Origin of the sequence: Rugosimonospora acidiphila (assembly GCF_039543385.1) — a bacterium.
Lineage (GTDB): Bacteria > Actinomycetota > Actinomycetes > Mycobacteriales > Micromonosporaceae > Rugosimonospora > Rugosimonospora acidiphila.
In genome coordinates this window covers 272,839-298,727 of the sequence record NZ_BAABJQ010000005.1, presented here as the reverse complement: position 1 = coordinate 298,727, position 25,889 = coordinate 272,839, and the positions used below count along the sequence as shown (strand labels likewise).

Genomic DNA, 25,889 nt, shown 5'->3' with positions numbered 1-25,889 from the left:
ATAAGAACTCCGATGCGCGCGAAGTACATCTTGTCGGAGGTCATGGTCGGCCTGTGGCGCAACGTCACGATGACCGTAGCCATGATCATCACTATGGCAGTGTCGCTCACCATGCTCGGCGCCAGTCTGATTCTGTACCAACAGATCGACAGCATGAAGACCTACTACTTTGACAAGGTCCAGGTGTCGATCTTCCTTCGGGACGACATCTCGCAGCAGCAGCGCAACGACCTGCAGTCCGCGCTCGCCGCCGACCCGCTCATCAAGCAGCCGGTCATTCACGAGACGAAGGCGCAGGCCTGGACCAAGTTCAAGCAGCAGTTCAAGGACGCGCCCGACCTGATCAGCGCTACCAAGCAGGACGCGCTGCCCGAGTCATACCGCATCCAGCTGAAGAACCCGAACCAGTACGCCGAGGTGGCGTCCGAGTACACCGGCAAGGCCGGGATCGACGAGATAGTCGACCAGAAGACATTGCTATCCAAGGTCTTCGGGGTGCTCGGCGCGGCACAGAACCTGGCGTTGGTCGTCGCCTTGGTTCAGGGACTCGCCGCCCTCCTGCTGGTCGGCAATACGATCCAGGTCGCCGCCTACAGCCGCAGACGAGAAGTCGCGGTGATGAAGCTGGTGGGTGCGTCCAACTGGTTCATACAATCGCCGTTCGTCCTGGAAGCGATGTTCGCTGGCATCATCGGCGCGATCATCGCCTCCGGCGCGATGGTGGCGGGCAAGGTGTTCCTCATCGACGGGTCGCTCAAATCGCTGGCGTCCCTGTTGACTCCGGCGCCCTGGTCGCGGATCTACCTGATGATTCCGGTCCTGCTCGTGATCGGTGCGATCATCAGCGGCGTGACAGGCTGGGTCACCCTGCGGTTCTACATCAAGAAGTAACTCCGAACCGCCCGGAAAGCACGGGAAGGGCCCCGGACCGTGATGGTCCGGGGCCCTTCCGCATGTGCCGGTGCACCGGTTCCTGCGGGGCACCAGCTCCGAGTCACCGGCTGCGGCCGGCCTGGTGGGGCCGCGTGCGTGATGTTCTTCCGCGGCCTGGGCCGCACACACTGGCCGCCGCCGGCGGTAGGCCGAGTCCTGCTGGATCACCCCGGGAGGGGCGGCCTGGTAGCTCCCCGCAACGGTCTCCCGCGGCGGCCTACCGCAACGGCTCAGCCACGGCGAGTTACTGGGGCGGCGCGGAGTAAGGCGGCTGCGGCGGAGCCTGTGGCGGGTACGCGGGCTGCGAGGGGTACGGAGGGTACGCGGGCTGCGCGGGCGACACCGGCGGGGCGCTCACCGACGGCGGCGCGCTGATGGATTGTGTCGCGCCCGGCTGCGGCGCCGCGGTCGGCGGCTGCGGAAAGGCCGACGGTTGAGAAAGGGACGGCGGCGCGGGATATGACGGCGGTGCGGGGTAGGTGGGCGGTGCGGGGTAAGTGGGCGGGGCGGGGTAGCTGGGCGGTGCGGCATGGCCGGGTGCCGGTGGGTAGGCCGGCGGCTGCGGGTAGGCCGGCGGCTGCGGGAATCCCGGCGGCTGGGCGAACACCGGTGGCGCGGCGGACGCCGGCGGCTGGGTGAACGTCGGGGGCTGGGTGAACGTCGGGGGCTGCGGGGCGGCCGGCGGCTGGTCGCTCGGCGACCCCGGGAAGCTTGGCGACTGCGCGAAGTTGGGCTGCGAGAAGACGGGCGCGTTCGCCGGGGTGGGCTGCTGCGGGAACACCGGAGGCGGGGGCACCGGCTGCTGCGCGGCCGCCGTCGGGACGCCGGGCTGAGCCCATCCCGCCTGCGAGTAGGGCGACTGCGCCTGGTTCGGCGACTGGTACGCCGGGTTGGGGTACCCGCCGTAGCCGGCCTGTGCGGTCGCTGAATTCCCACCGCGGGCGGCGGAGAACGCGGCGATGAGCGCCAGCAGGCCAGCGATCACGAACACGATGTCCAGCAAGGAGAAGATGCTGCTGACAGTGATGTAGACCGCCAGACCCAGGTGTGACGCCGACGCCGCCCAGACGATGTTGAGGATCTGGTCCAGCGCGAACAGCGCCATGCCGACCGCGGCCAGCATCGCGGCCTTACCGCTGTGCTGGCGCATGAATTTCAGGGCGAGAACGATCCCCGCTATTCCCACCAGAGCGACCGGTACCCGCAGGCCGATCTGTACGCCATTGGATATCTGGAACGCCGCCTCATACGTCGTCATCTGGCCTCCCTCGCCCTTACCGCGCGCTAGCACCGCCCGGCGCGGCGTACGTTACCGTTCCCCGGCCGAGCCGGGTAGGTGACGGGCACCGAGGCACGTACCAGGCCGCGAGCGGCCATTCCGCGACCGATCGGGGCCAGACGGGCATACGCTGCCCCGATAACTTGTTGGACGGCTAGACGATCAGATCCGGTAGCATTGCCGGTCGCGCCGATATGTGCGGTCGCACCGGTATGTGAGGTCGCGACCCGACTGGGAGGTCGCGCCAGGCTGACGGAACAAGGGAGGTGAGTCGCGTGCCGAGAGAGAAGGGCCGCAAGGTGGTGGCTTCCAACCGGAGGGCTCGCCACGACTACGCCATCCTTGACACCTACGAGGCGGGTCTGTCCCTGACCGGCACCGAGGTCAAGTCGCTGCGTGCCGGGCGGGCCTCTTTGGTGGACGCGTTCGCCCAGGAGAAGGACGGCGAGATATTCCTTTACGGGATGCACATCCCGGAGTACACGCAGGGTTCCTGGACCAACCACGAGCCGCGACGCACCCGCAAGCTGCTGCTCAAGCGGCTCGAGATTGTCCGGCTGATGGGCAAGCTCCAGGAGAGCGGGTTGACCCTGGTGCCGTTGTCCCTCTACTTTTCTGACGGCTGGGCCAAAGTCGAGTTGGGCCTGGCCCGCGGTAAGAAGTCTTACGACAAGCGGCAGGACCTGGCCAAGCGGGACGCCGACCGGGAGATCAGCCGGGCAATGGGACGGCGCAGCAAGGGTATGCAGTAGATCGGATACCCTTCCCGCTGGCGAATTGGCGCCAGGGAGGGAACCGACCCGTGGGTAAGCACAACGCGCCGAATATGGGTGTGCCGCACATGGGCTGGCCTGCCGAGCCGGAGGCGGACCAGACGCAACTCCTGACGCCGGTACCCGCGTACATCGTCGAGTCGCCGGCACGGGAGCCAGGACAGACCGTCGTGCTGGCGGCGGTGCCGGAGCAGCGGCGCCAGCGCTCCAACGCGCCCGTCCGGATCGCGGTGATGGCCGCGATCGTCGCGACCATCGTGCTCAGCGGGCTGGTCTGGGCCGTGAATCGGGGCACCGACCCGCAGATCACGACCCTGCAGGTCAGTCCGCCCAGCCTGTCCGCGCCCACCGACGGCATGCTCAATGACGCTGTCGTGCCCGAGGGCTCGTCGCCGACGGCGAGCCCGGTGGTCTCGGCGTCGGCGACCGGCTCGCCCCGTACCGGCGCGAGCCCCACGCCGATCCGGAAGCCGAGCCCGACGCGCACGCCGACCACCGTCAACGCGCCGGCCCCACCGCCCCTCCACACGCCGCAGCGCCCGGCCACGACCTCGCCGCCGCCTCCATCGCCTCCGGCCCCGACCGCACACCTGACCGCCCAGTTCCGCAGGACCGGCGGCGGCTGGCAGACCTACTCGGGCAAGTACACGATCACGAACCAGGGCACGGCCGCGGTCAAGGGATGGAGTCTGGTCGTCGTGTTCGCGGGGCGCGGCCAGATCACGTCCCAGGACACCGATGTGCACGCGACCGGCACGAGCAACCGGGTGACGTTCACCAACACCTCCTCCAACGCGACGCTGGCGGCGGGTGGCTCGGTGAGCTTCCAGTTCCGGGTGATCGGCTCGCTCACGCCGTCGAGCTGCACGATCAACGGTGCGGCGTGCTGATGCCCTGTTTGTAGCCGGTTATCCGGTTTCAGGTTGGCCCGGCGCGGCGGGGGTGAATCCGGAATGAATCTTCGGGCCGCAGGCGTTAGGCTTAGGTGTTCGCACCGAAGGGCGCGGACTCAGACCAGGGGGTGACAGGTTTCGACTGCGTTTGTAGAGGCAGGGGAAGCGAGCCGAGGAAGCCGACGTCGTCTCGAAAATCGTCGTCGGAAACCAATAAGCGCCAAGACTAACAGTCGCGCTGCGTACGCCCTCGCCGCCTGAGGCGAGTGACGTCGCTGTCGGTCTAGGAGGGCCTTCGGCCTAGTTCACCGGCATCAGTTAGAAGGCTGGCCAATCAGACCCGGTCGCGGGGTCTGTGCGGTGAGATTAATCAGCGACTGGGCCCGTCACACCGACTCGCTCGCGTGATCGGAGGGGCCGAGTAGAGGCACAGCGAGCTGCGCTCGGAGAAGCCCTGGCGACGCAACGGAGGACCCGGGTTCGATTCCCGGCACCTCCACCTGGAGAGCCAGACAGCGGCGGCGCCACCCGGAAGGGTGGCGCCGCCGCTTGCTAACTAGCGAGGTCCGCGCTAACTAGCGAGTTCCGCCAGCCGTTGGCCCGGCTACCAGGTACCCGAGGACATCGGGGGGACCAGGGTGGCCATCGGGGCCGGCATCGAGGCCGTCCAGCCGTCGGCCAACTCCTTTGCCGTCGGGCGCAGCTCCGGCTTCTTCGCCAGGCAGCGTTCGCACAGGTCAACGGCGGCCTCCGGCAGCCCGTCGATCGGGGGCAGCGGCGCCGGCTCCGCCATCAGGTGGGCGCGCAGGACCGCGGTGCGGGAGTCCACGTTCCAGGGCAGCCAGCCGGTCAGCGCCCGGTACAACAGCAGGCCCAGCGAGTACACGTCCGCCGCCGGGTGAGCCGGCAGCCCGGACAGCCGCTCCGGTGCCACGTAGGCGGGAGTACCCACGACACATCCGTCCGGGGCCTCGTCCGCCGTCTCGCCGATCTCCTCCGAGATGCCGAAGTCGACCAGCTTCGCGCCGGTCGGCGCCAGCATCACGTTGCCCGGTTTGACGTCGCGGTGCACCAGGCCGGAGGCGTGTACCGCGGCCAGCCCGTCGGCCACCTGGGCGCACACCTCGACCGCCGCCCGCCAGGGCAGTACGCCCAGCTTGAGCCGCTGTGACAGGGCCGGACCGTCGATGAGTTCCATGACCAGAAACGCCGTACCGGTGGCAGTCTGGCCGACGTCGTACACCGTGCTCACGTGTGGGTTGCACAGCCTGGCGGCGGCCCGGGCCTCCCGGTACACCTCGGATCCCTGCCGGTTGGGGCCGAGCAGCTTGACCGCGACCGGACGGTCGAGAAGCTCGTCGGTGGCCCGCCACACCGCGGACGCGCCTCCCGTGCCGATCTGTTCGATCAGCCGGTACCGTCCCCCCACCAGGGTCATCATCTGGTCGAATTGCCCGCCAAGTTCGCGATTACACGTGGCGATGAGTGCGTGGTTGGCGCGGGCGTTGCACACTGGCGTCATTGTGGACACGCTCGCTGGAAGGTACCGGTTGCTTGAGCCGCTCGGCTCGGGCGGCATGTCGGTTGTCTGGCGCGGGCACGACAACGTGCTCGGGCGGCAGGTGGCGGTGAAGGTGTTGGCGGCCGAGTTCGCCACCGACGCGGAGTTCCGGTCCCGGATCCGCCGCGAGGCGCAGGCCGCGGCGCGGCTCTCCGACCCGCACATCACCAATGTGTACGACTACGGTGAGGCGGAGGACGGCACACCGTTTGTTGTCATGGAGCTGGTCAACGGGCCATCCCTGGCCGATCGGCTCGCCGACGGCCCGCTGCCCTGGGAGACGGTCGTGACGATCGGGGCGGAGGTCGCCGGCGCACTGGCCACCGCGCACGCCCGCGGACTGGTGCACCAGGACGTCAAGCCGGCAAACGTGATGCTCAGCCCGTCCGGGGTCAAGGTGGTCGACTTCGGGATCTCGGCGGTGGTGGGGGAGCGCGGGGGACCGACGGTACTGGGTACGCCCGGCTATCTCGCGCCCGAGCAGCGCGCCGGTGCGCCCGCGGCGCCGGCCAGCGACGTGTACGCGCTGGGTCAGCTGCTGTACCGGGCACTGGATCCGGCCGCCACGGTGCCGGCGCAACTGCGCACGCTGATCGACGAGTGCTCGGAGCGGGATCCCCGGCGCCGGCCGACCAGCTCCTCGGTGGCCGACCGGCTCGCCGCGATCCCGCTGGAGGCCCGCTCGACGACCGGGCGGGCGCCGGCACCGCCGCACGCGCTGCGGGCCGTGCCGCGATACGGGGCGGCGCCGCCTACTCGGGTCGCCCACGGCACCCGGATCATGCCGCCGCCCCCTCCGGAGCCGCTGCGGCGGGGCCGCCCCCGGCGCTGGCCGGTGGTGGCCTCCGCGCTGGTGCTGGTCGTGCTGGCCTGCCTGGCCGGCGCCTCGCTGGTCAACCGGCGGGACCACGGCACCCAGGCGGCGGCGTCGACCCCGGTCCGGTCGGCCCCGGCCGCGCCGGCGACCACGCGGGCGAAGCCCAGCCCGTCGTCCGCGGCGCAGACGCTCGGGTGCCGGATCGACTATCAGGTCAAGGACTACGGCATCGGATTCCAGGCCCGGCTGACCCTGACCAATAGCGGTACCGCCGACATTTCCAGCTGGACTCTCGCCTTCGATTTCCCCGGCGATCAGAAGCTCGGTGTCGGATGGGGCGGGGTGTGGAAGCAGAACGGCAGCCGGGTGACTGTGCGCGACATATTAATCAACGGCTCGGTGCACCCGGGTAAATCGGTCGGTATCGGCTTCGTCGGCACGTACAAGGGAAAGAACGAGCAGCCCCGGCAATTCTCGCTCAATGACATCCCCTGCGACGAGGGTGACGCCTGAGGCCGATGGGGCCGGTGACGTGCCGACCTGGTGCCTAATCTCCCCGCAGCTCTGGACAGCGGCGCGCACCGCTCGCACCATTCTGGTCAAGGGTGGGGGCCCGAGAATCCATCGCAGCTAGGACCGGCGGGAGGCGCGCCGTGGGTTCGTCATACTCCGCAGCCACGACCAGTCCGTTCGACCTCGCGGATCAGCAACGTGTCCGGCTGCTGGCCGGCATCGAGCGCCTCGAACACGCGTTGTCCAGGCCCGTCGCCGAGCGGGACTGGCGGCACCTGGTGGCCGACGGCCTGACCGAGCTGGGTTCGGCGTTCGCCGACCACGTGTCGACCACCGAGGGCACCGACGGCCTGTACGCGCAGCTGCTCGATCCGGCGCCGCGGCTGGCCCGCGGGGTGTACGTGCTGACCCGCGAGCACGCGCCGCTGACGCGGGCGATCGACGCCGTACGGCAGCGGGTGCCGGGGACCGATCCGGACGATCTGCGCATCCGGGCGGGGGATGTCCTGCGGGAGCTGTCCCGGCACCGCCAGCGCGGCGCCGACCTGGTCTACGAGGCGTACCAGACGGACATTGGCGGCGAGACCTGATTACGGACCGCTGACGGCTCGTCGATTTCCCGGCTCGCGTGCCTACAGTTGCCGACATGGGTCAGGCCATTCTCGTCGTCGATGACGACCCCACGGTCAGCGATGTCGTGCGCCGCTACCTGGAACGGGCCGGGTATGACGTGACGCTGGCCGGGGACGGGCCGGCCGCGCTGACCGAGTTCGGTCGCCGGCAGCCGGACCTGGTGGTGCTGGACCTGATGCTGCCCGGCATCGACGGGCTGGAGGTGTGCCGGCGGCTGCGCAGTCGGGCCGACGAGGTGCCGATTGTGATGCTCACCGCTCTCGGCGAGGAGTCGGATCGGGTACTGGGGCTGCAACTGGGCGCGGACGACTACGTCACCAAGCCGTTCTCTCCGCGCGAACTGGTGCTGCGCGTGCAGTCGGTGCTGCGCCGCTCGCTGGCCCGACCGGTACCGGACCAGGAGACGTTGGTCGACGGCGGCCTGCGGGTGGACGCGGACCGCCGGGTGGCCACCCTGGCCGGCGCGGAGCTGGCGCTGACGGTGCGCGAGTTCGATCTGCTGGTGTTCCTGATGCGGCACCCGGGCCGGGCGTTCAAGCGCAGCGAGCTGCTCGACGCGGTGTGGGGGTGGACGTTCGGCGACCAGTCGACGGTCACCGTTCACGTGCGACGCCTGCGGGAGAAGATCGAGCGCGACCCGGCCGAGCCGGAGCGGATCCTCACGGTGTGGGGCGTCGGGTACCGCTATGAGCGCATCGGCGGACGGGCCTGATGCACGTCCGCGAAATGCTGGTGATGTTGGCGGCGGCGCTGGTCGGCGCGCTGGTGGTCGCGCTGCCCGGCGCATTGGTGCTGCGGCTGCTGCGGCGCCGGTCGATAGTGGTGCACATCTGCGTGCTGCTGGCCGTCGCGGTGCTGGCGGTGCTGGCCGGCGTCATCGGCGTGGCCCAGGCGATGTTCATCTCGCACCACGACCTGCGGGTGCTGATGATCGTCATTTCCCTGGCCGGCGCGGTCAGCCTGATCACGGGCTGGTGGCTCGGCCGGCGGCTGGCCGCCGACGCGATGTGGGCGGACGAGGCGCGGGCGAGGGAACGGCAGGCCGAGGCGAACCGCCGCGACCTGATCGCGTGGGTGTCGCACGATCTGCGTACTCCGCTGGCCGGGATGCGGGCGATGGCCGAGGCGCTGGAGGACGGGGTGGTGATCGACCCGGAGACGGTACGCGAATACCACCGCCGCATCCGGGTGGAGACCGATCAGATGGCCCGGCTCGTGGACGACCTGTTCGAACTGTCCCGCATCAACGCCGGGGTACTGCGGCTGTCGCTGGCGATGGTGTCGCTGGGCGACGTGGTCTCCGACGCGGTGGCCTCCGCCGTCCCGCTGGCGGCGGCGCGGGGGATCCGGCTGGTAGCGCCGGGCGACGGCTGGCCGGTGGTGCGGGCCAGCGAGCCGGAGCTATCCCGGATAGTGGCCAACCTGCTGCGCAATGCCATCCGGTACACACCGGCCGACGGCACCGTCACGGTCACCGGGGGGCAGGACGGCGACGGCGGCTGGTTCGCGGTCACCGACGCCTGTGGCGGCATCCCCGACGGGGACCTGCCGCGCGTGTTCGACGTCGCGTTCCGCGGCGAGGCCGCCCGTACCCCGAGGTCCAACGCCACTCGGGACGTCGCCCACGACGGTGCCGGTGGCGGACTCGGCCTGGCCATCGTGCGCGGTCTGGTCGAGGCGCACCGCGGTGCGGTGGCGGTCAGCAATGTGGCCGGCGGCTGCCGGTTCCTGGTCCGGCTGCCCGGCGCCTGACGGCTCAGCCGGCGCTGGCGCGGCAGCCGCAGTTTCGCTCCCGCGGTAGGGCGGCGAGGGCGCGCACCAGCAGGGCGCGCATCCGCCCGATGTTCTCGGTGAACACGGCGAGCACCTCCTCCTGCGTGACCCCGCGCTCGCCCTCGACGCCCGCGTCGAGGTCGGTCACCAGCGCGATCGCGGTGTAGCACAGGCCCAACTCCCGGGCGAGGATCGCCTCGGGCTGCCCGGTCATGTTGATGACCGTGCCGCCGATCGACCGCAACCACCGGGATTCGGCGCGCGTGGAGAAGCGCGGGCCCTCGATGACGACCATCGTGCCGTTGTCGAGGATGTCCAGGTCTCCCGCGCTGTCGATCACCGTCCGCCGGCCGTCCGGGCAGTACGGGTCGGCGAAGTTGGTGTGTACCGCCCGGTCGTCGAAGAAGGTCTGCGCCCGGCCGCTCGTGCGGTCGATCAGCTGATCGGGCACGACGAAGGTGCCCGGCCCGAGTTCGGGGCGCAGGCCGCCGACGGCGCACGGGGCGAGAATCTGCGTGACGCCCAACTCGCGCAGCGCCCACACGTTGGCGCGGTATGGAATTCGGTGCGGCGGGAACCGATGGTCCTTGCCGTGCCTGGGCAGGAAGGCGACCCGGCGCCCGGCCACGCGGGCGAGCGCTACGGCATCGGAGGGCGAGCCGTACGGCGTGTCGACCTCGTGCTCCTCGGCGTCGTCGAGCAACGCGTACAGGCCTGAGCCGCCGATGACGGCGAGGTCGGCGCGTTCGGTCACGACCCAGACACTAACTGGCCCGCGATTGGCACGCTATGGTGCGGTGATGGCGTTGTGCACGGGGAGGTCCCCCGGCTCTTCCGAGCCGGCGCGCGGCGGGTCGATCCCACGATCGTCGTGCTGGCCGTCGGCCCTTGGCGTCGCGGTGGTGCTGATCGACCCCCGGCGTGAGAAGTCTGGCATGGGCGCGGACGGGTAGGCGGCGGAGAATGCAACCTGAACCGACGATCGGGGGACGCGAAATGGAGTCGCTGACCGGGCGACTGCTCGTGGCGACTCCGCCGCTGAAGGACCCGAACTTCGAACGCACAGTGGTGCTCCTGGTGGCGCATGAGGAGGGTGGCGCGCTTGGCGTGGTGCTCAACCGGGCCACCGAGGTGCCGGTGTCGGAGGTGCTGGAGGGCTGGGGCCGACTCGCGGGCGAGCCGGCGGTGGTCTTCGAGGGCGGGCCGCTGCAGCCCGAGGCGGCGATCTGCCTGGCACGCACCCGGATGGGCGTCCGGCGGGTACCGGGGTTCAACCAGGTGTCGGGTGCGGTGGGCACGGTCGACCTGTCGGGTGATCCGGACAAGCTTCAGGAAAGCGTCCTCACGGTGCGGGTCTTCGCCGGGTACGCGGGCTGGGCGTCGGGCCAGCTCGAGAGCGAGATCGAATCGGGCTCCTGGCTGGTGTTCGACGCGCTGCCCGGGGACGCGTTCGTCAGCCGCCCCGACGACCTGTGGCCGATGGTCCTGCGCCGGCAGGGCGGGCTGACCGCGGCGGTGGCGATCTTCCCGCCGGATCCCGCGATGAACTGAGGGGGGCGCCCGCGTGACCGGGTGCCGAGCCCTGTGTACTATTGCGCGAGTGCCCGGCGCGTTAGGGCACAAAGGGGCCGTGGCGCAGCTGGTAGCGCACCACACTGGCAGTGTGGGGGTCAGGGGTTCGAATCCCCTCGGCTCCACCCTTCGCAAGGCAAGCGCTCCGGTCGCGACGACCGGGGCGTTTTTGCTGTACCGGGTCTTCGCCGGATCGGGCGCCGATCTTGCTTCGGGTCCGTTGATCAGGGCGCACCGAGCGGGAGGCGATGGCCCGGTCCTCGTCGCCGACGGCGGCTGCCGGTGCGCCGTAGATCATCTTCACGGGTCGCCGCGTCCGTCGCGCGGCGGGCGGCTGCGCGGATGTGGCGAGGAGCACAAGCGGCCGTCAATCGGGGGGACGACGGTCGACTGTTGAGCGTCGCCGCGCCCGACGCTGACCCGGTGCTACTCGGGCATGGAGATGACGATGACGCCGTAGTCGGTCAAGGAGTCGGAGCCCTTATACCAGTCGAGGGACAGGCCGTAGCCCCCCACGGAGTGGCCAACCTGGTCCTTGTAGTACGCGTCAAAGGGCGTCGGCTTGCTGGCGAGTTCGGTGTCCAACCAGGACATCGCGGCGAATCGATCCGGTCCAGGAATCGCCTCCGAGACGCAACTAGACATGAACTGCTTGCCCAGAGGGGTCTGCGTCGCGGTGCAGTTCAGGACAAGAAGTTGCTGGTTGAGGTCGGACAGCAGGAAGACGCTGAGGATGGTTCCGCTGGACGTGTCGCGCCTGGTGTCCGGCCGTTTCTCTGGGGGTGGAGATCCCACCGGGTCGAGAGCCAGTCGAGGACTTCATCGTCCAGCACCCCCGGTAGCGGCCGGAGATCTGTGTTGGTCGGCTCGGGGCTGGGTGACGGTGGTGAACTCGAATTCGCCAGGCCCGATGGCAGGGAGGCGACCGCGGGTCTGCCCGCAGCCGGGGGCGAATCAATGGCGCAGCCGGAGAGCGCCCCGACGAATAGTGCCGTTGTCGCCAGGGCGAGGCCGGCTGCCCGCAGTCGCGTCACGGTCCGCTCCAACCCGGTGGATCCGTTCGGTGGATTCCCGATGCCTGGTGCCGCTGTCGGGGTGAGCGTATGGATTAGTAACACTTCTCGACTTGCGCAACAAGCCCGGCGTAGATCCCGGTCGGCTCGCGTGGTGCCGCGATGCGTCGGCGATCGGTTCGTCGGATGGGGGAGGAACCAGGGGAAACCGGCGAGCACCGGGGCGATCGGGTGCGGTACGTTGCCGCTGTGGATCAAGACGGGTACTTCGGGAAGTCGGTTGCGGCGACCTATGACGAGTCGTCCGCGGAAATGTTCGAGCCGGATGTCGTGAACGAGGTGGTCGATGTCCTGGCGGAGCTTGCCGGTCACGGCCGGGCCCTGGAACTGGGCATCGGGACGGGGCGCATAGCGCTGCCGCTGTCGCGGCGTGGAATCCCGGTCCACGGAATCGACATGTCCCGGGCGATGGTGGCGAGGCTGGGCGCTAAGCCCGGCGGCGACGCCATCGGGGTGACCATCGGCGATTTCGCGACGGCGACGGTGGATGGCCAGTTCTCGCTCGCGTACCTGGTCTTCAACACCATCATGAACCTGACCAGCCAGCAGGCTCAGGTCGACTGCTTTCGCAACGTGGCGGCGCACCTTGAGCCCGGGGGTCGATTTCTCATCGAGGTGATGGTGCCGGAGTTGCGGCTCCTCCCGCCCGGACAGGACGTCGTGCCGTTCCACACCAGCGCGACGCGGTGGGGATTCGACACCTACGACGTGGCCACGCAGTCGATGAGCTCGAACTACGTCGAGGTGTCGGGCGGGCGCGGCAGCTACCGCTCCATTCCGTTCCGGTATGTGTGGCCGGCCGAGCTGGACCTGATGGCGCAGCTCGCCGGGCTGCGGCTGCACGAGCGCTGGGACGGGTGGAACCGTCGGCCGTTCACGAGCGAGAGCCGGCAGCACGTCTCGGTCTGGGAGAAGCCGATCGGCTGAGCGCGCCGAGGCCGGCGGCCCGCGCTCCGGGCGCGGACCGCCGGCCGGAGCCGGCGCGAGCCGGGATCAGGACAGCGCGGCCAGGTGGAAGCCCAGGTTGGCCAGCGCGCCGGCCGAGTTGTAGGTCTGGACGAACACCGCGTTGGCCACACCCACGCGACCGACCACGGTGATGAAGCCGGGTGCCGAGGAGCCCGAGGTGCCGGCGAGGCCGATGGTCCCGATGAGCGCGGAGTGGGTGACGTCGTGTGAGAAGTTCACCTGGTAGGTGCCGGTGGCCAGGATGACCGCCGAGGAGGCGCCGAATCCACGGGCCAGCGTGCCGTTGGAGTTGACCACGGCGTAGAGGGTCTGTGCCGTCGGCGGCATGCCGGTGGTGGTCTGTGGCACCAGGGCGGCGTGCGCCTGGTCGGCCTCAGCCTTGCTGACCGAGGGCTGCGCCGCCGACCCGGTCTGCGCGCCAGCGACCACTGTGGACGATGCCGCCCGCGGCGCCGCGCCCGCGGTGGCCGGGCTCAGCAGGGCGACCGACAGCGCCGCGCCGGCCAGCAGCGCCAGCGGCACCAGGATGGCCTTGCTGCTACGAATGTTGATCCTCATGGACCTGCTCCTTACGTGACTACGTGACTACGTGACTTTGTGAGTGGCTACGTGACCACGGTGGATTTGGCGCGCTGGGACTGTGCGCGTGAACTTTTTTTACGTGCTCAGTCCAATGTGGAGCGCGTGTGAGTGTCGCGCCGGCCGTTGCTATCGGTAGGGCGCTTCACTATTGACAGGTATTTGGGCGACAGCCGAATGCCGGGACGTGAAAAGCGATTATTCGTTCCGGTCGTGGGTCGGCATCGTGCCCCTCGTGCGCCGGAGTTGTCGGCTACTGCCTCGCTGGTGGTGGGCAGTGGCCAACTGCGAGTGAAGCTAACAGCGCAGCTCTCGGCGGGTCAATACAACCGGGTCGCGTTGTCCCACCCGGCCGTGGTGCCGGCGCTCGGGTGAGCGTCAACTGACACATTCTTTACTGGCGCACCGCATTAATCGGGCCCACCCGCGAAAGGTGAAGGTTTATCGGGGCGTTCCTTGCGGTGGCGCATTTGGCCGTCCACATGAGACAGAAGCGGGACAGTGTGGTCAGTCCGGCGGTACCCACGCGGTCTGCACCAGACGATGGCCCCAGCGGCGATGCACCAGCACTCCCCGGCCGGGCGGCTGAGGGCCGGGCTTTACGCCGCCGACCAGCGCACCCTCCTCGGCCATGCCGTCCAGCAGCAGCACCGGCGTCGCCAGCTCCCGTAGCCGGGTAAGCACCGGTTCGAACATCGTCCGGCCGGCGCCGCCCGTGCGGCGCGCCAGGATGACGTGGAGGCCGATGTCCCTGGCCTGCGGCAGCAGGTCGGTCAGCGCGGCCATCGGGTTGCCGCTGCCGAGTGCCACCAGGTCGTAGTCGTCGATCAGCAGGTACAGGTCCGGGCCCTGCCACCAGGAGCGCTCGCGCAGCTGCGCCGGGGTCACGTCACCGCCGGGCAGCCGATTGCTCATCGCCCCGGATAAATCGCTGATCACCCCGGTGAGGTTGGCGCTGGTCGCGGCGTATCCGATCAGATGCTCGCCCTCGATCGCGCCCAGCAGGGTGCGCCGGTAGTCGGCGATGACGATTCGCGCCTCCCCCAGCGTGTACCGATCGACGATGCCCCTGGCGATCAGGCGCAGCAGGTTGGTTTTGCCGGACTCGTCGTCGCCGTAGACCACGAAGTGCGGCTCCGCCGCGAAGTTCAGGTACACCGGGGCGAGATTGTCCTCGTCGATGCCGATGGCCAGACCGGCCCCGGGATCGACCAGCGGGGCCAGCTCGGCCATCGGGAGCATCATCGGTAGCGGGCGCACCTTCGGAGCCGGGGGGTGCGGCCAGGTCGAGGCGATCTCGGCCACCAGCCCGGCCGTGGCGTCGGCGAGGTCTGTGCCGGCGCCGGGCCGCATCCCCGGCCTCGCGGCCAGGAAGTGCAGCTTGCCGGGGGCCAGGCCGCGCCCGGGCGAGTTCTCCGGCACGTCGACGGCGAGGCGACGGTCGATCTCCGACTCACCGGGGTCGCCCAACCGCAGCTCGAGCCGCGTGCCGAAGTGATCGTGAAGGGCCGGCCGGATGTCCGCCCACCGGTTGGCGGCGACGATCACGTGAACACCGAAGCCGATCCCCCGGGCAACGAGGTCGTTCAACACCGGTTCCAGCTCTTCGTAATCCTGACGGATGATCGACCACCCGTCGACGATCAGGAACACGTCGCCGAACGGGTCGTCGGTGATCTCGCCGCCGCGGCGCCGGTGGCGGTACTCCGCCATCGAGCTCACGCCCAGCCGGGTGAAGCGCGCCTCCCGGTCGTTGACCATCGCGCGGACCTCCGAGACCGCGCGCCGGAGCATCTCCCGGTCCCGCCGGCCGGCGGTCAGGACCGACAGGTGCGGCAGCCCCGCCAGGCTACGCAGGCTCGCGCTGAAGTCGAGGCAGAAGAACTGCGCCTCCTCCGGCGTGTGGGTGAGGGCCAGCGCCAGGATGAGCGTGCGGAGCAGGACGCTCTTGCCGGACCTGGGGCCGCCGACGATCGCGACGTTGCCGGCCCCGCCGGACAGGTCGAGGACGAGCGGATCCTGCCGTTGGAAGCGCGGCTGGTCCACGACGCCGACCGGCACATTCAGCGGCCTGTGCACCGGCCAGTCGGGCGCCACGAGACCGCGCTGTGCGTCGACCACGAGCCGCCCCAGGACCGCGCCGAGCGTGGGTGACTCGGCCAGCGGTCGCAGCCAGAGCGGGCGGGCCGGCTCACCCCGGTCGTCCAGCTGCGCGAGCACCAGTTCCCCCACGCTGGTGTCCGGCTCCGGCCGGCCGGCCTCGGGCACGGACTCCCACACGGCACGATCGGCGGGCCCGGAGACGTACGCGGCCTGGAACCGGGTCAGCTCGTCGACGCCGGCCCTGAGGTAACCGTGGCCGGGGGCGCGGGGCAGCTCGGACGCGTCGGGTACGCCGAGCACCGCCCGGCTCTCCGCCGCCGAGAAGGTGCGCAGACCTATCCGGTACGACAGGTGAGTTTCCAGCCCGCGCAGCCGCCCCTCGTCCAGGCGCTGGCTGGCCAGCAGCAGATGGACGCCGAGCGAGCGGCCGACCCGGGCGATCTGCACGAGCACCTCGACGAAATCCGGCCGGGCCGCCAGCAGCTCGCTGAACTCGTCGACGACCACCAGCAGGTTCGGCATCGGCTCCAGCGGCTCACCGGCCGCCCGGGCCACCTCGTACTCGGACTGGGACGGGTGGCCACCCCGGTCGCGCAGGACCTCCTGGCGGCGCGTCAGCTCGCCGGTCAGCGCCGCGGCCAGGCGCTCGATCAGCGGCCGTTCGTCGAGGAGGTTGGTCACCAGGGCGCTGGTGTGCGGCAGGCCACTGAACGGGGCGAACGTGGCGGTGCCCTTGTAATCGATCAGGAAGAAGTTCAGCTCGTCGGGCAGGTGAGTCGCCGCGAGCGCGACGAGGATGGTGCGCAGCAACTCCGTCTTTCCGGAGCTCACCGCGCCGATGATCAGGCCGTGCGGGCCCATGCCCCGCTCCGCCTGCTCCTTGAGGTCCAGCTCGACGATGTCGCCGCCCGGCGCGGTGCCCAGCGGGACGCGCAGCCGGGCCTGCCGGGAGCGCGGGCGGTGTGCGAGGGCCGGGATGTCCGCCATCCGCTCGACGTCGAGCAGCCGCAGCAGGTCGGGGCTGCCGGCCAGGTCGCTGACCATGGTGGACGGCTGGCGCTGGTCGGGCCGCTCCGCGTCCCACCGCCACGCCACCACCAGACGCTCCAGCAGGGCGCGACCGCCGTCGTCGTGGCCCGACCCGTCGGCCGGGTCGCCGGGCGACGGTTCGACGCTGATGTCGGGCAGCGCTACGCGGAAGACGCGGTTGTTCACCAGCGCCCAGCCCGGGCGGTCGCGTGGCAGCTGTATCCGCCGGTCGGGCTCTGCCGAGCGCTGGCCGCCAGCGCCGGCGCGCAGTTCGATCTGGCAGTGCGCGAGCTCCACGACGTCCTCGGGCAGGTCGGCCCACCGCCGCGCCGAGATCACCACGTGCAGGGCGTAGTCGAACCCGCTGTTGGCGATCTCCTGGACCTGCGCCGAGAAGTCGGGGAACTTCTCGCTGAACTCGCGCCACCTGTCGATGACCAGGAAGATGTCGGGGTGCGGGCCGTCCGGCAGCTCGTTGCGCAGCTGCCGCAGCCGGCCGGCCGACTCGATGTCGTGAACCCGGAACATCCGTTTGCGCTGGGCGAGGCACTCGCGCAGCTCGGCGAGTATCTGCCCGACCTCGTCCGGCTGGTCGTCGCCGGCGACCTTGGAAATGTGCCCCAGTGAACGCAGCGACCCGAGCCGGTTGCCGCCGGACTCCAGGCAGTAGAAGGCCGCCTCGTGTGGCGCGTGGGTCAGCGCGGTGGCGGCGATGAGCGTACGCAGCAGAGTGCTCTTGCCACTGCCCGAGCCGCCCACCACCATGACGTTTCCGGCCGGGCCGGTCAGGTCGAGCGTCATCACCTCGCCGGGCGGCATGCCGGGGCGGAAGGCTCGACCTATCGGTACGAGCAGCGGGCCGCGGGCGCGCCACTCGACGGCGCACAGCGACACATCCCCGGTCTCGGTGAGCTCGCCGAGCAGCTCGCCGAGGCGGATGGTGCTGTTGTCGGCGTCGGCGTGGTACCGGGTGCCCGGAACCCTGGCCAGGAACACGTCGTCCTGGACGCTGCCATTCATGGTGGGCGTCTGCCAGGCGGTGTACTTGGGTAGCTCGTTGCGCACGTACCGGCCGAGATCCTCGGGGGTGATGACGCCGAGTCCGCTGAGGTCGGCGGCGCCGGTGCTCAACCCCTTGACCACTACCTCGGTGAACGCGGACCGCTCCCGGGTGGCGCCGGCGTCCTCGGCCTGCTCGACGGCGGTCGTCGCGGTCAGCACGTACCGCCCGCTGCCCGCCTTGAGCTCCTGGTCCAGGTTGACCTCGGGCGAGGACTTGCTGGCGAACACGTACGCCCCGCTGTAGCAGCAGTCGAGCAGGATGACGGTGCTCGCGGCCACGCACTCCTCCAGCAGCTCGCGCAGCCAGGACGCGGAGATCGCGGTGGCCGGCAACTGGCTCGGCTCCGAGTTGTGTACCGCGAGGTACAGGCGCCCCCGGCTGGACAACTGGCCGTGTCCGGAGAAGTAGATGAGGACGAGGTCGTCCGGCTCGGCCGAGCCCAGCGTGTCGGCCAGCGCCCGCTCGACGGTGGTCTTCGACTCGTCCCGCAACAGCTCCACCCGGTCGAACCCGCCGACCTCGGGATGGGTGAGCACCGCCTGGAGGTCCTGGGCCTCGTCGACCGGGGCGACGAGATCGGGCAGGTGCCGGTAGCTGTTGTTGGCGACCAGCACGGCCGTGCGCCGGGACATCCGCGTCAGTCCCTCTGCTCCCAGAATCCGGTGAGCTGGCTCAGCGCCTCGCCGAGCTCCTTCGGAGTGCCACCGGCGATCTCGATCTTCCGGTCCCCGTCCCGGATGGTGATGGTGCCCGCGCGCCGGTGTGCGATCCACGTCTTGAGCACGGACGACAGCGCCTTGACGGTGCTCGCGGAGAAGACGCCGGTCAGCAGCAGGCTTCCGATGTCGACGGCGGAGCCGGACTTGCTGCCCGGTGCCGGGGTCGACTGGACGGGCCGGGCGGCCAGCCGCGCGTATCGCTGGATGTCCGTGGCGAGTTCACGGGTCATCAGGTCGAGCTGCGCCGGCTGGATGCCGGGGTATCCCGAGACGATGAGCGCGACGTCGGCCATCGGCGACCTCCAGGAGCGCGGGGGAGCGGCGGGTTCGACAGTAGTCAGTCGACCGTGCGGGCGACAGCCCCGCGACCCGGTGGCACCGCCGCGCTGCCGCAGCGCCGCCGCCGCGTCGCCGCCCGCCCGGTGCGATTCGGGCGCGGGGGACGGCCGGCCCCTTCGGGGACGCGCACCGGACAACGGGGACGGGACCGGCCGCGGGTTTCTCTCGCGACGACGAGCGGTTATCGGGTTTCTGGAGGGGTACGGCGGTGGATGCCGGGCCTGTCCGGTCAGACGGGTAACGCGGGAGCGCTCGTGGTCGCCGTCGCACCGGATCTCATCCTGCACCCACGGGGGAACGATGTCGCACAACGCTCAATCGTCGGGACGGCCGTCCATGGACGGCGGGGAGTTCTCGTTCTGGCGGGATCACACCACCATTTCGCTCTCGCCGGTCGCCGCACCCTCGGTGCTGGGCCTGTTCGGCTTCGCGGGGGCCACGTTCATCGTCGCGGCGAACCTCGCCGGCTGGTACGGGTCCACGACGACCACCCCGACCTTCCTGTTCCCGTTCGCCGCGATGTTCGGCGGGTTGGCGCAGTTCCTCGCGGGGATGTGGGCCTACCGTGCCCGGGACACCCTCGCCACGGCGATGCACGGCACCTGGGGCTCATTTTGGCTCGGGTACGGCATCCTCTACCTCCTCGTCGCGGTGCACGTGCTGGTCCCGCCGACCCCCTTCAGGGCGCTGGGCTTCTGGTTCATCGCACTCGCCGCGATCACCTGGTCGGGTACCGTCGCCGCGCTCGCCGTGAATCTGAGCCTGGCGTCGGTGCTGGCCACGCTGGCCGCCGGTGCCACCTGTGAGGCGGTGGGGATGATCAGCGGCTCCTCGGCGTGGCGCACCACCGGCGCGTACATCTTCATCGCGTCCGCCGTGCTGGGCTGGTACACGGCCACGGCGATCATGTTCGAGTCCACCTTCAAGCGGGTGGTGCTCCCGGTCGGCCGGGTGGGTGGCAGCACCAACCGTCCGGGTGGCCTGCCCGGCGAGCCCATCCAGTACCGGGCCGGCGAGCCGGGCGTCAAGATCGGGCAGTGATCCACCGGCCGGTGACGCGCGCGACTGTCGTGGCTCGCGCCCGTGGGTTGTCGACCGGAGGAGACTCCGCTTAGTCTGGAGGTATAGCGGAGGGTCCTCCGGTTACTTCCCGGGGTGGATCCTCGATTCGCGTCGATCAGGACGGATGATCATGATTAGCAGTACCCGCATCACCACGCCGTTCGGTGCCGAGTCCACCGCCGCGGAGGTGGCGGCCGGCATCGATCTCGTCGGCCGCCGCGCGATCGTGACCGGCGGCGCCTCCGGCATCGGCATCGAGACCGCCCGCGCGCTGGCCGGGGCGGGCGCACGGGTCACCCTCGCGGTCCGCGACCTTGAGGCCGGGCGGCGCACCGCCGAGGACATCGGCCTGACCACCGGTAATCAGGAGATCGAGGTCGCCCGGCTGGATCTCGTCGACCAGTCCTCGGTCACGTCGTTCGTCGCCGACTGGGACGGGCCGCTACACATCCTGGTCGACAACGCCGGTGTCATGGCCTCGCCGCTGATGCGCACCGCGCGGGGCTGGGAGATGCAGTTCGCCACCAACCACCTGGGCCACTTCGCGCTGGCCACCGGGCTGCATCGCGCGCTCGCGGCGGCCGGCGGCGCCCGCGTGGTCTCGGTCAGCTCCAGCGCGCACCTGCGCTCGCCGGTCGTCTTCGACGACATCCATTTCGAGGGGCGCGAGTACGAGCCGTGGTCGGCGTACGGCCAGTCGAAGACCGCCAACGTGCTGTTCGCCGTCGAGGGGACGAAGCGCTGGGCGGACGACGGCATCACGATCAACGCCCTGCACCCGGGCGGCATCCGGACCAACCTGCAGCGCTACGTCAGCGACGAGGAACTCGAGCGGATGCGCGCGGCCAGCGGTCCCGCCTTGCCGACCTGGAAGACGCCGGAGCAGGGTGCGGCCACCTCGGTCCTGCTCGCCACCTCGCCGCTGCTGGACGGCGTCGGCGGCCGGTACTTCGAGGACTGCAACGAGGCCGGCCCCAACCAGCCCGGCACCCGGAACGGGGTCGCGGCGTACGCGCTGGATCCGGACGCGGCGGCCCAGCTCTGGAAGGTATCCGTCGAGACGCTCACCGCGTAGCCCTGGATTGGATTGACTCATGGCCAAGACCTGGCTCATCACCGGCAGCTCACGTGGCCTCGGTTGGGAGCTCACGAAGGCGGTGCTGGAGGCCGGCGACCGGGTGGTCGCCACCGCCCGGCAGCCGGAGCGGCTCGACGAACTGGTGCGCGGGTACGGCCACCGGATCCGTGCCGCGGCGCTGGACGTCACCGATCCGGCGGCTGCCCGGTCGGCCGTGCGGCTGGCGCTGGACGAGTTCGGCGGGCTGAACGTGGTGGCCAACAACGCCGGGTACGCGAACTCCGCGCCCATCGAGGAGGTCTCGGACGAGGACTTCCGCGGACAGGTCGAGACCAACCTGTTCGGCGTCGTGAACGTCACGAAGGCCGCCCTGCCGGTGCTGCGCGCCCAGCGCGGCGGCCACTTCCTGCAGTTCTCGTCGATCGGCGGGCGGGTTGGCGGTACCCCGGGGATGGGCGCCTACCAGGCCGCGAAGTTCGCCGTCGAGGGCTTCTCCGAGGTGCTCAGCAACGAGGTGAAACCGTTCGGCATCAAGGTGACCATCATCGAGCCGGGCGCGTTCCGCACCGATTGGGGCGGCTCGTCCATGGGCATCGCACCGGTGGGCGAGGACTACGAGGAGACGGTGGGCACGGTCAACCGGTACCGGCACGACGTCGACGGGAAACAGTCGGGGGATCCGACCCGGGCGGCGAAGGCCATTGTGGACATTGTCGGCGCGGACGACCCGCCGCTGCGCCTGCTGCTGGGGCCGGACGCCCTGCGGCTGGCGCGGGAGTCGTCGCGGATCCGGGCCGCCGAGGCCGAGCGGTGGGCCGAGGTGAGCGAGTCCACGGACTTCGTGGCCGGCGAATAGACAACAACGGCGGCGACCGACCGGCGTGTCGGTCGCCGCCGTTGTTGCTCGATGCATACCGAGTATGCATACTAGGTAGCCATGTCCATCAAACACGGCCTGCTGGCTCTGCTCGAGCGCGGCCCGATGCATGGGTACCAGCTCAGATCCGCCTTCGAGGAGTCCACCGGCGGCACCTGGCCGCTGAACATCGGCCAGGTCTACACCACGCTCGGCCGGCTCGAGCGCGACGAGTTGGTGCGATCCCTGCCGGAGCACGACGGCCAGCGGGAGTACGAGATCACCGACGAGGGACGCACGGAGCTGACGCTGTGGTTCGCCACGCCGGTCAGCCGCGCCGACCGCCCGCGCGACGAGCTCGCCATCAAGCTCGCGCTGGCGCTCACCACGCCGGGGGTCGACGTGCGCGCGGTCGTCCAGGGCCAGCGCACCGCGACGGTGCGGGCGATGCAGGAATACACCCGGCTCAAGGCGAGCCCGGCCAAGCTGGCCGACCTGTCCTGGCGGTTGGTCATCGACGCCATGCTGTTCCAGGCCGAGGCCGAGGTCCGCTGGCTGGACCACTGCGAGGCCGAGCTGGTCCGGCAGGCGCCCGCGGCATCCGCGAGCGCGGCGGCATCCGCGAGCGCGGGATCCGCGGGTGCGCCGGCGCCCGGGTCACCGACGGAACCGGGACAGCCGGCGGCGCCGGGCGCCCGCGCGGGCAAGGGAGGTCGTCGGTGAGCATCCTCGAACTGCGCGGCGTGCACCGCACGCACGGCACCGGCGAACTCGCCGTGCACGCGCTGGCCGGCGTCGACCTGACGGTCGAGGCCGGCGAGCTGGTCGCGGTCATGGGCCCGTCCGGCTCCGGCAAGTCCACCCTGCTGAACCTGGCCGGCGGCCTGGACCGCCCGACCCGGGGTGAGGTTTTCGTGGCGGGTCAGCGGCTCGCGGACCTGCCCGTCCGCCGGCTCGCCGCGCTGCGCCGGCGAATGGTCGGTTACGTCTTCCAGGACCTGAACCTGCTGCCCAGCCTGACCGCCGCCGAGAACGTGGCGATGCCCCTGGAGCTCGACGGGGTATCGCCGCGCAGGGCGCAGCGGACCGCTCGCGCGACGCTCGACGCGGTCGGGCTCACCGAACTGGCCGACCGGTACCCGGACGACCTGTCCGGCGGCCAGCAGCAACGCGTCGCCATCGCCCGCGCCCTCGTCGGGGACCGGCGGCTGGTGCTGGCCGACGAGCCGACCGGAGCGCTCGACTCGGTGACCGGTGAGGCGGTGCTGCAGCTGCTGCGCGGCAGGGTCGACCAGGGAGCGGCCGGACTGCTCGTGACGCACGAGGCGCGGCACGCCGGCTGGGCGGACCGGGTGGTGTTCCTGCGCGACGGCGTCATCGTCGACACCGCCGGGCCGCTGCCGCGGCCGGAGGATCTGCTCACCGCCGGGGGCGCCGAGTGAGGGGCACGTGGCTCGTGGCGATGCGTATCGCCCGGCGGGAGGCGCTGCGGGCCAAGGGCCGCACCGCGTTGATCGTCGCCATGATCGGGCTTCCGGTGCTGGCGCTGGCGTTCGTCGCCACCGTCTACGACATGCAACGGCTCACCCCGCAGGACCGGGTGACGCGACTGATGGGCTCGGCCGACGGGATCGTGTACCGCGCCCAGCGGCAGAGCGGGCCGGACGGCAAGCCCCTGCCGGTCGTGGAGTTCGAGATCGAGGCGGCCGACCCGGTCATGGGAGGGTATGCGGACGACACCCCGCACGAGGCCGCCACGATCCTGCCGTACCTGCCGGCCGGGTCCAGCGCCACCGGCGTCTGGCAGACCACCGTGAAGATGCGTACGGCGCACGGCTTCGGCAAGCTGCCGGCGTACGGCATCGACGCCGGCAACCCGATCACCAGGGGCCTCACCCGGTTGGTCAGCGGACGCATGCCCCGCACCGCCGGCGAGGTGGCGGTGTCGCCGAGCGCGTTGACCAGGCTCGGCACCCGGGTGGGCGGAACCGTGGCGACCGCGACTGGCACCCGGTTCACGGTCGTGGGGCTGGTCGAGGTGTCCGGCCAGCTCAGCGAGACGCTGGTCTTCCACCCCTCCGCGCCGATCGGCGACGCCGACGGGTACTGGCTGGTCAAGCAGCCGGGCCCGATGACCTGGCCGCAGATCCAGGGACTGAACCGCGGCGGCTTCGTCGCGCAGTCGCGGGCGATGATGCTGCACCCGCCGAAGGGCCTGCCGGGCGACTCCGCTCCAGGCGCGGTCGGCGGCCTGTCGGAGTTCAGTCTCGGCGTCGTCGTCGCGGGGCTCGGCCTGCTGGAGGTCGTGCTGCTGGCCGGGCCGGCATTCGCGGTCGGGGCGCGCCGCCGGCAGCGTCAACTCGCGCTGCTCGGGGCGAACGGGGGTACCCCGGCCGCGATGCGCCGCGTCGTGCTCGCCGACGGCGTGGTGTCCGGCGTCGTCGCCGGAGTGGTCGGCACCGGGCTGGGCCTGGCGCTCGCGTACGGGCTGCGCGGCCAGCTGGAGACGCGCGTCTTCGACCAGCGCTTCCCGGGGTACCGGGTGGACGCTTGGTGGCTGGTCGGGATCGCCGCCATCGCGGTGGTCACCGGCCTGCTGGGCGCGCTGGTGCCGGCGTTCACGGCCGGGCGGCAGGACATCGTGCTGACCCTTGCCGGCCGGCGGGGCACGCACCGGTCCCGGCCGCGCTGGGTACTGTTCGGGGTGGCGCTGGTGGTCCTCGGCGGGTTGGCGGCCATCGCCGGCGCGTACCGGCAACACCCGAGCGTCGCCGTCGGCGGATTGTGCGTCGCCGAACTCGGCATCGTGCTGTGCACCCCGGCGATCGTCGGGCAGGTGGCCCGGCTCGGCCGGTTCCTGCCGCTCTCGCCGCGCATCGCGCTGCGCGACATCTCCCGCCGCCGCACCGCCGCCTCGCCCGCCATCTCGGCGGTCATGGCGGCCGTCGCGGGCAGCGTCGTGCTGACCGTCTACCTGGCCGGGGACAACCATGACCCGGCGCGGTTCGTGCTCTCCGCGCCGGCGGGGACCGTGGTGGTTCCCACCTCCGGCACGGACAACCACGGCAACCGGGAGGCGCCGGCCGGCGGTGCGGCGACGAAGATCGATGAGTCCCTGCGCGACGTGTTCCCCGGGGTCACCCCGGTGGCGGTAACGACGATCTCCTGTGTCGGCGTGCAGTCGCTGTGCTCCGTCTACGCCGAGTTGCCGCTCGACCGGCGTTGCCCGTACATCCCGGGGCCGGAGCTGAGCGCCGATCAAATCCGCCGGGCGCGGGCCGATCCGCGGTGCTCCAACGACGGGGCTGGGACCGGCTACTTCAGCGATGGCGGCGAGGTGGTGACCGAGGATCCCACCGTCGTGGCCGCGCTGACCGGGCTGCGCGGCGCGGCACTGGACAAGGCGGTCTCCACCCTGCGCGGCGGCGGCGTGCTCGTCTCGGACCCGTCCTACGTCGAGCACGGACGGGCGCTGCTGTCGCTGGGCGATCTGACGGCGACCGACGACGGCCAGACTCCGTCGCTACCCGGCCAGGTGCCGGGCCTGCCGCCCGGCGACGTGGCCATCAGCGTGCCGGCCTATGTCGTGTCGAGCGGCGCGGCCCAGCCGATCCTGTCGCCGGCGGTCCTGTCCGCCTCCACGCTGGGGCCGTCGTTCGCCCGGACCATCGAGGCGAGCACGCGGGTGCGGGTGGGTGAGGTGATCGCTCGGCCGACGACGGCGCCCACGGCGGCGCGGATGGACGTGCTCGAGGCGCGGCTGGGCTCGATCACGGACGGCGCCATCGTCGAGCACATCCCGGTCGAGCGGCAGTCACCGGTGCCGCTGATCCTGGCGATCTCGGCCGGCCTCGTGGCGCTCGGCGCCGCGGCCATCGCGACCGGCCTGGCGGCCTCGGAATCGCGCGCCGAGCTGATGACGATGGCCGCGGTCGGTGCCGCGCCGCGGGTGCGGCGCCTCCTGTCGCTGGCTCAGGCGGGCACGATCGCGGGGCTGGGTGCGCTGCTCGGCGTGGTGGCCGGGTTCGGCGCGGCGGCCGCGGTGCTGACCGGCCTCAACCAGCAGTACCTCCGGCAATGGCCGGGGCCCGACCTCGTGCCGATCCACGTGCCGTGGACGAACTTCCTCGTCTCGCTCGTGGTGGTGCCGGTCGTGGCGATGCTCGGCGCGGGACTGCTCACCCGGTCCCGCCTGCCCAGCGAGCGGCGCGCGACCTGACGGGGGCGGTGCGGTTCGATGGGACGGCGGCGGCCGGTGGCGGAATGCCACCG

22 protein-coding genes, 1 tRNA gene and 1 other RNA gene are annotated in these 25,889 nt (G+C 71.0%); 17 read left to right on the top strand and 7 right to left on the bottom strand.

Annotation, left to right across the window (positions count from 1 at the left end; genetic code table 11):
• Positions 1-12 precede the first annotated feature (12 nt).
• Positions 13-891, top strand: a complete 879-nt coding sequence (ftsX, locus tag ABEA87_RS11370; protein WP_345628673.1) for a permease-like cell division protein FtsX — start codon at positions 13-15, stop codon at positions 889-891.
• Positions 892-1,177: 286 nt separating this feature from the next.
• On the opposite strand, the gene ABEA87_RS11365 is transcribed toward ftsX, so the two are convergent.
• A complete protein-coding gene (locus ABEA87_RS11365; protein ID WP_345628672.1) occupies positions 1,178-2,191 on the bottom strand; it encodes a hypothetical protein in 1,014 nt (337 codons plus the stop codon).
• A 296-nt stretch (positions 2,192-2,487) separates the two neighbouring features.
• Here ABEA87_RS11365 and smpB point away from each other — a divergent pair, with 296 nt between their 5' ends.
• The 3 genes from smpB to ssrA all read left to right on the top strand — a co-directional run bounded on the left by smpB (position 2,488) and on the right by ssrA (position 4,380).
• Positions 2,488-2,964, top strand: coding sequence for an SsrA-binding protein SmpB (smpB, locus tag ABEA87_RS11360; protein ID WP_345628670.1), 477 nt, complete (start codon positions 2,488-2,490; stop codon positions 2,962-2,964).
• Between the two features lie 50 nt (positions 2,965-3,014).
• Complete coding sequence (locus ABEA87_RS11355) at positions 3,015-3,875, top strand: cellulose binding domain-containing protein (protein ID WP_345628668.1); 861 nt, start codon at positions 3,015-3,017, stop codon at positions 3,873-3,875.
• A 127-nt stretch (positions 3,876-4,002) separates the two neighbouring features.
• Positions 4,003-4,380: a transfer-messenger RNA gene (gene ssrA / locus ABEA87_RS11350) on the top strand.
• 102 nt (positions 4,381-4,482) lie between these two features.
• Here ssrA and ABEA87_RS11345 read toward each other — a convergent pair.
• The gene (locus ABEA87_RS11345; protein ID WP_345628666.1) at positions 4,483-5,391 is read right to left on the bottom strand and encodes a serine/threonine-protein kinase; all 909 of its coding nucleotides are present in this window, start codon (positions 5,389-5,391) and stop codon (positions 4,483-4,485) included.
• A 37-nt stretch (positions 5,392-5,428) separates the two neighbouring features.
• Here ABEA87_RS11345 and ABEA87_RS11340 point away from each other — a divergent pair, with 37 nt between their 5' ends.
• The 4 genes from ABEA87_RS11340 (at position 5,429) to ABEA87_RS11325 (ending at position 9,154) form a co-directional block, all read left to right on the top strand.
• Positions 5,429-6,769, top strand: coding sequence for a serine/threonine-protein kinase (locus tag ABEA87_RS11340; RefSeq protein ID WP_345628664.1), 1,341 nt, complete (start codon positions 5,429-5,431; stop codon positions 6,767-6,769).
• A 140-nt stretch (positions 6,770-6,909) separates the two neighbouring features.
• Complete coding sequence (locus ABEA87_RS11335) at positions 6,910-7,359, top strand: hypothetical protein (protein ID WP_345628662.1); 450 nt, start codon at positions 6,910-6,912, stop codon at positions 7,357-7,359.
• A 56-nt stretch (positions 7,360-7,415) separates the two neighbouring features.
• Positions 7,416-8,114, top strand: a complete 699-nt coding sequence (locus ABEA87_RS11330; protein WP_345628660.1) for a response regulator transcription factor — start codon at positions 7,416-7,418, stop codon at positions 8,112-8,114.
• Complete coding sequence (locus ABEA87_RS11325) at positions 8,114-9,154, top strand: sensor histidine kinase (protein ID WP_345628658.1); 1,041 nt, start codon at positions 8,114-8,116, stop codon at positions 9,152-9,154. The genes ABEA87_RS11330 and ABEA87_RS11325 overlap by 1 nt, the downstream gene beginning before the upstream one ends.
• 4 nt (positions 9,155-9,158) lie before the next feature.
• On the opposite strand, the gene ABEA87_RS11320 is transcribed toward ABEA87_RS11325, so the two are convergent.
• Positions 9,159-9,929 (bottom strand): S-methyl-5'-thioadenosine phosphorylase, encoded by a 771-nt coding sequence (locus ABEA87_RS11320; RefSeq protein ID WP_345628656.1) that lies wholly within the window; start codon positions 9,927-9,929, stop codon positions 9,159-9,161.
• A gap of 209 nt (positions 9,930-10,138) precedes the next feature.
• On the opposite strand from ABEA87_RS11320, the gene ABEA87_RS11315 reads away from it, so the two are divergent.
• Entirely contained in the window at positions 10,139-10,726 is a 588-nt protein-coding gene (locus tag ABEA87_RS11315; protein WP_425570836.1) for a YqgE/AlgH family protein, read from the top strand.
• 73 nt (positions 10,727-10,799) lie between these two features.
• Positions 10,800-10,872, top strand: a tRNA-Ala gene (locus tag ABEA87_RS11310).
• Positions 10,873-11,173: 301 nt separating this feature from the next.
• Here ABEA87_RS11310 and ABEA87_RS11305 read toward each other — a convergent pair.
• Entirely contained in the window at positions 11,174-11,542 is a 369-nt protein-coding gene (locus ABEA87_RS11305; RefSeq protein WP_345628652.1) for a hypothetical protein, read from the bottom strand.
• 467 nt (positions 11,543-12,009) lie between these two features.
• Between ABEA87_RS11305 and ABEA87_RS11300 the strand changes: the two genes are divergently transcribed.
• Complete coding sequence (locus ABEA87_RS11300; RefSeq protein ID WP_345628650.1) at positions 12,010-12,747, top strand: class I SAM-dependent DNA methyltransferase; 738 nt, start codon at positions 12,010-12,012, stop codon at positions 12,745-12,747.
• A 66-nt stretch (positions 12,748-12,813) separates the two neighbouring features.
• Here the strand turns inward: ABEA87_RS11300 and ABEA87_RS11295 are convergent, their stop codons facing one another.
• The 3 genes from ABEA87_RS11295 to ABEA87_RS11285 all read right to left on the bottom strand — a co-directional run bounded on the left by ABEA87_RS11295 (position 12,814) and on the right by ABEA87_RS11285 (position 18,575).
• Positions 12,814-13,347: a hypothetical protein gene (locus tag ABEA87_RS11295; protein WP_345628648.1), complete on the bottom strand. Its 534-nt coding sequence runs from the start codon at positions 13,345-13,347 to the stop codon at positions 12,814-12,816.
• A 528-nt stretch (positions 13,348-13,875) separates the two neighbouring features.
• The gene (eccCb, locus tag ABEA87_RS11290; RefSeq protein WP_345628646.1) at positions 13,876-18,195 is read right to left on the bottom strand and encodes a type VII secretion protein EccCb; all 4,320 of its coding nucleotides are present in this window, start codon (positions 18,193-18,195) and stop codon (positions 13,876-13,878) included.
• Positions 18,196-18,200: 5 nt separating this feature from the next.
• A complete protein-coding gene (locus tag ABEA87_RS11285; protein WP_345628645.1) occupies positions 18,201-18,575 on the bottom strand; it encodes an effector-associated constant component EACC1 in 375 nt (124 codons plus the stop codon).
• A 382-nt stretch (positions 18,576-18,957) separates the two neighbouring features.
• On the opposite strand from ABEA87_RS11285, the gene ABEA87_RS11280 reads away from it, so the two are divergent.
• The 6 genes from ABEA87_RS11280 to ABEA87_RS11255 all read left to right on the top strand — a co-directional run bounded on the left by ABEA87_RS11280 (position 18,958) and on the right by ABEA87_RS11255 (position 25,836).
• On the top strand, positions 18,958-19,662 hold the full coding sequence (locus tag ABEA87_RS11280) for an acetate uptake transporter family protein (protein WP_345628643.1): 705 nt from the start codon (positions 18,958-18,960) through the stop codon (positions 19,660-19,662).
• A 151-nt stretch (positions 19,663-19,813) separates the two neighbouring features.
• On the top strand, positions 19,814-20,758 hold the full coding sequence (locus ABEA87_RS11275; RefSeq protein WP_345628641.1) for an SDR family NAD(P)-dependent oxidoreductase: 945 nt from the start codon (positions 19,814-19,816) through the stop codon (positions 20,756-20,758).
• Between the two features lie 19 nt (positions 20,759-20,777).
• Complete coding sequence (locus ABEA87_RS11270) at positions 20,778-21,617, top strand: oxidoreductase (RefSeq protein ID WP_345628639.1); 840 nt, start codon at positions 20,778-20,780, stop codon at positions 21,615-21,617.
• Between the two features lie 81 nt (positions 21,618-21,698).
• On the top strand, positions 21,699-22,340 hold the full coding sequence (locus tag ABEA87_RS11265; protein WP_345628637.1) for a PadR family transcriptional regulator: 642 nt from the start codon (positions 21,699-21,701) through the stop codon (positions 22,338-22,340).
• Positions 22,337-23,059 (top strand): ABC transporter ATP-binding protein, encoded by a 723-nt coding sequence (locus tag ABEA87_RS11260; protein WP_345628635.1) that lies wholly within the window; start codon positions 22,337-22,339, stop codon positions 23,057-23,059. Before ABEA87_RS11265 ends, ABEA87_RS11260 begins: the two co-directional genes overlap by 4 nt.
• 20 nt (positions 23,060-23,079) lie before the next feature.
• The gene (locus ABEA87_RS11255; RefSeq protein WP_345628927.1) at positions 23,080-25,836 is read left to right on the top strand and encodes an FtsX-like permease family protein; all 2,757 of its coding nucleotides are present in this window, start codon (positions 23,080-23,082) and stop codon (positions 25,834-25,836) included.
• Positions 25,837-25,889: the final 53 nt, after the last annotated feature.

Excerpts from the sequence above, each read along its gene's own strand:
- ftsX (WP_345628673.1), top strand. The coding sequence starts at position 13 with ATGCGCGCGAAGTACATCTTGTCGGAGGTCATGGTCGGCCTGTGGCGC.
- ABEA87_RS11365 (WP_345628672.1), bottom strand. The coding sequence starts at position 2,191 with ATGACGACGTATGAGGCGGCGTTCCAGATATCCAATGGCGTACAGATC.
- ABEA87_RS11330 (WP_345628660.1), top strand. The coding sequence starts at position 7,416 with ATGGGTCAGGCCATTCTCGTCGTCGATGACGACCCCACGGTCAGCGAT.
- ABEA87_RS11325 (WP_345628658.1), top strand. The coding sequence starts at position 8,114 with ATGCACGTCCGCGAAATGCTGGTGATGTTGGCGGCGGCGCTGGTCGGC.
- ABEA87_RS11315 (WP_425570836.1), top strand. The coding sequence starts at position 10,139 with ATGCAACCTGAACCGACGATCGGGGGACGCGAAATGGAGTCGCTGACC.
- ABEA87_RS11295 (WP_345628648.1), bottom strand. The coding sequence starts at position 13,347 with ATGAGGATCAACATTCGTAGCAGCAAGGCCATCCTGGTGCCGCTGGCG.
- eccCb (WP_345628646.1), bottom strand. The coding sequence starts at position 18,195 with ATGTCCCGGCGCACGGCCGTGCTGGTCGCCAACAACAGCTACCGGCAC.
- ABEA87_RS11285 (WP_345628645.1), bottom strand. The coding sequence starts at position 18,575 with ATGGCCGACGTCGCGCTCATCGTCTCGGGATACCCCGGCATCCAGCCG.
- ABEA87_RS11280 (WP_345628643.1), top strand. The coding sequence starts at position 18,958 with ATGGACGGCGGGGAGTTCTCGTTCTGGCGGGATCACACCACCATTTCG.
- ABEA87_RS11275 (WP_345628641.1), top strand. The coding sequence starts at position 19,814 with ATGATTAGCAGTACCCGCATCACCACGCCGTTCGGTGCCGAGTCCACC.
- ABEA87_RS11270 (WP_345628639.1), top strand. The coding sequence starts at position 20,778 with ATGGCCAAGACCTGGCTCATCACCGGCAGCTCACGTGGCCTCGGTTGG.
- ABEA87_RS11265 (WP_345628637.1), top strand. The coding sequence starts at position 21,699 with ATGTCCATCAAACACGGCCTGCTGGCTCTGCTCGAGCGCGGCCCGATG.
- ABEA87_RS11255 (WP_345628927.1), top strand. The coding sequence starts at position 23,080 with ATGCGTATCGCCCGGCGGGAGGCGCTGCGGGCCAAGGGCCGCACCGCG.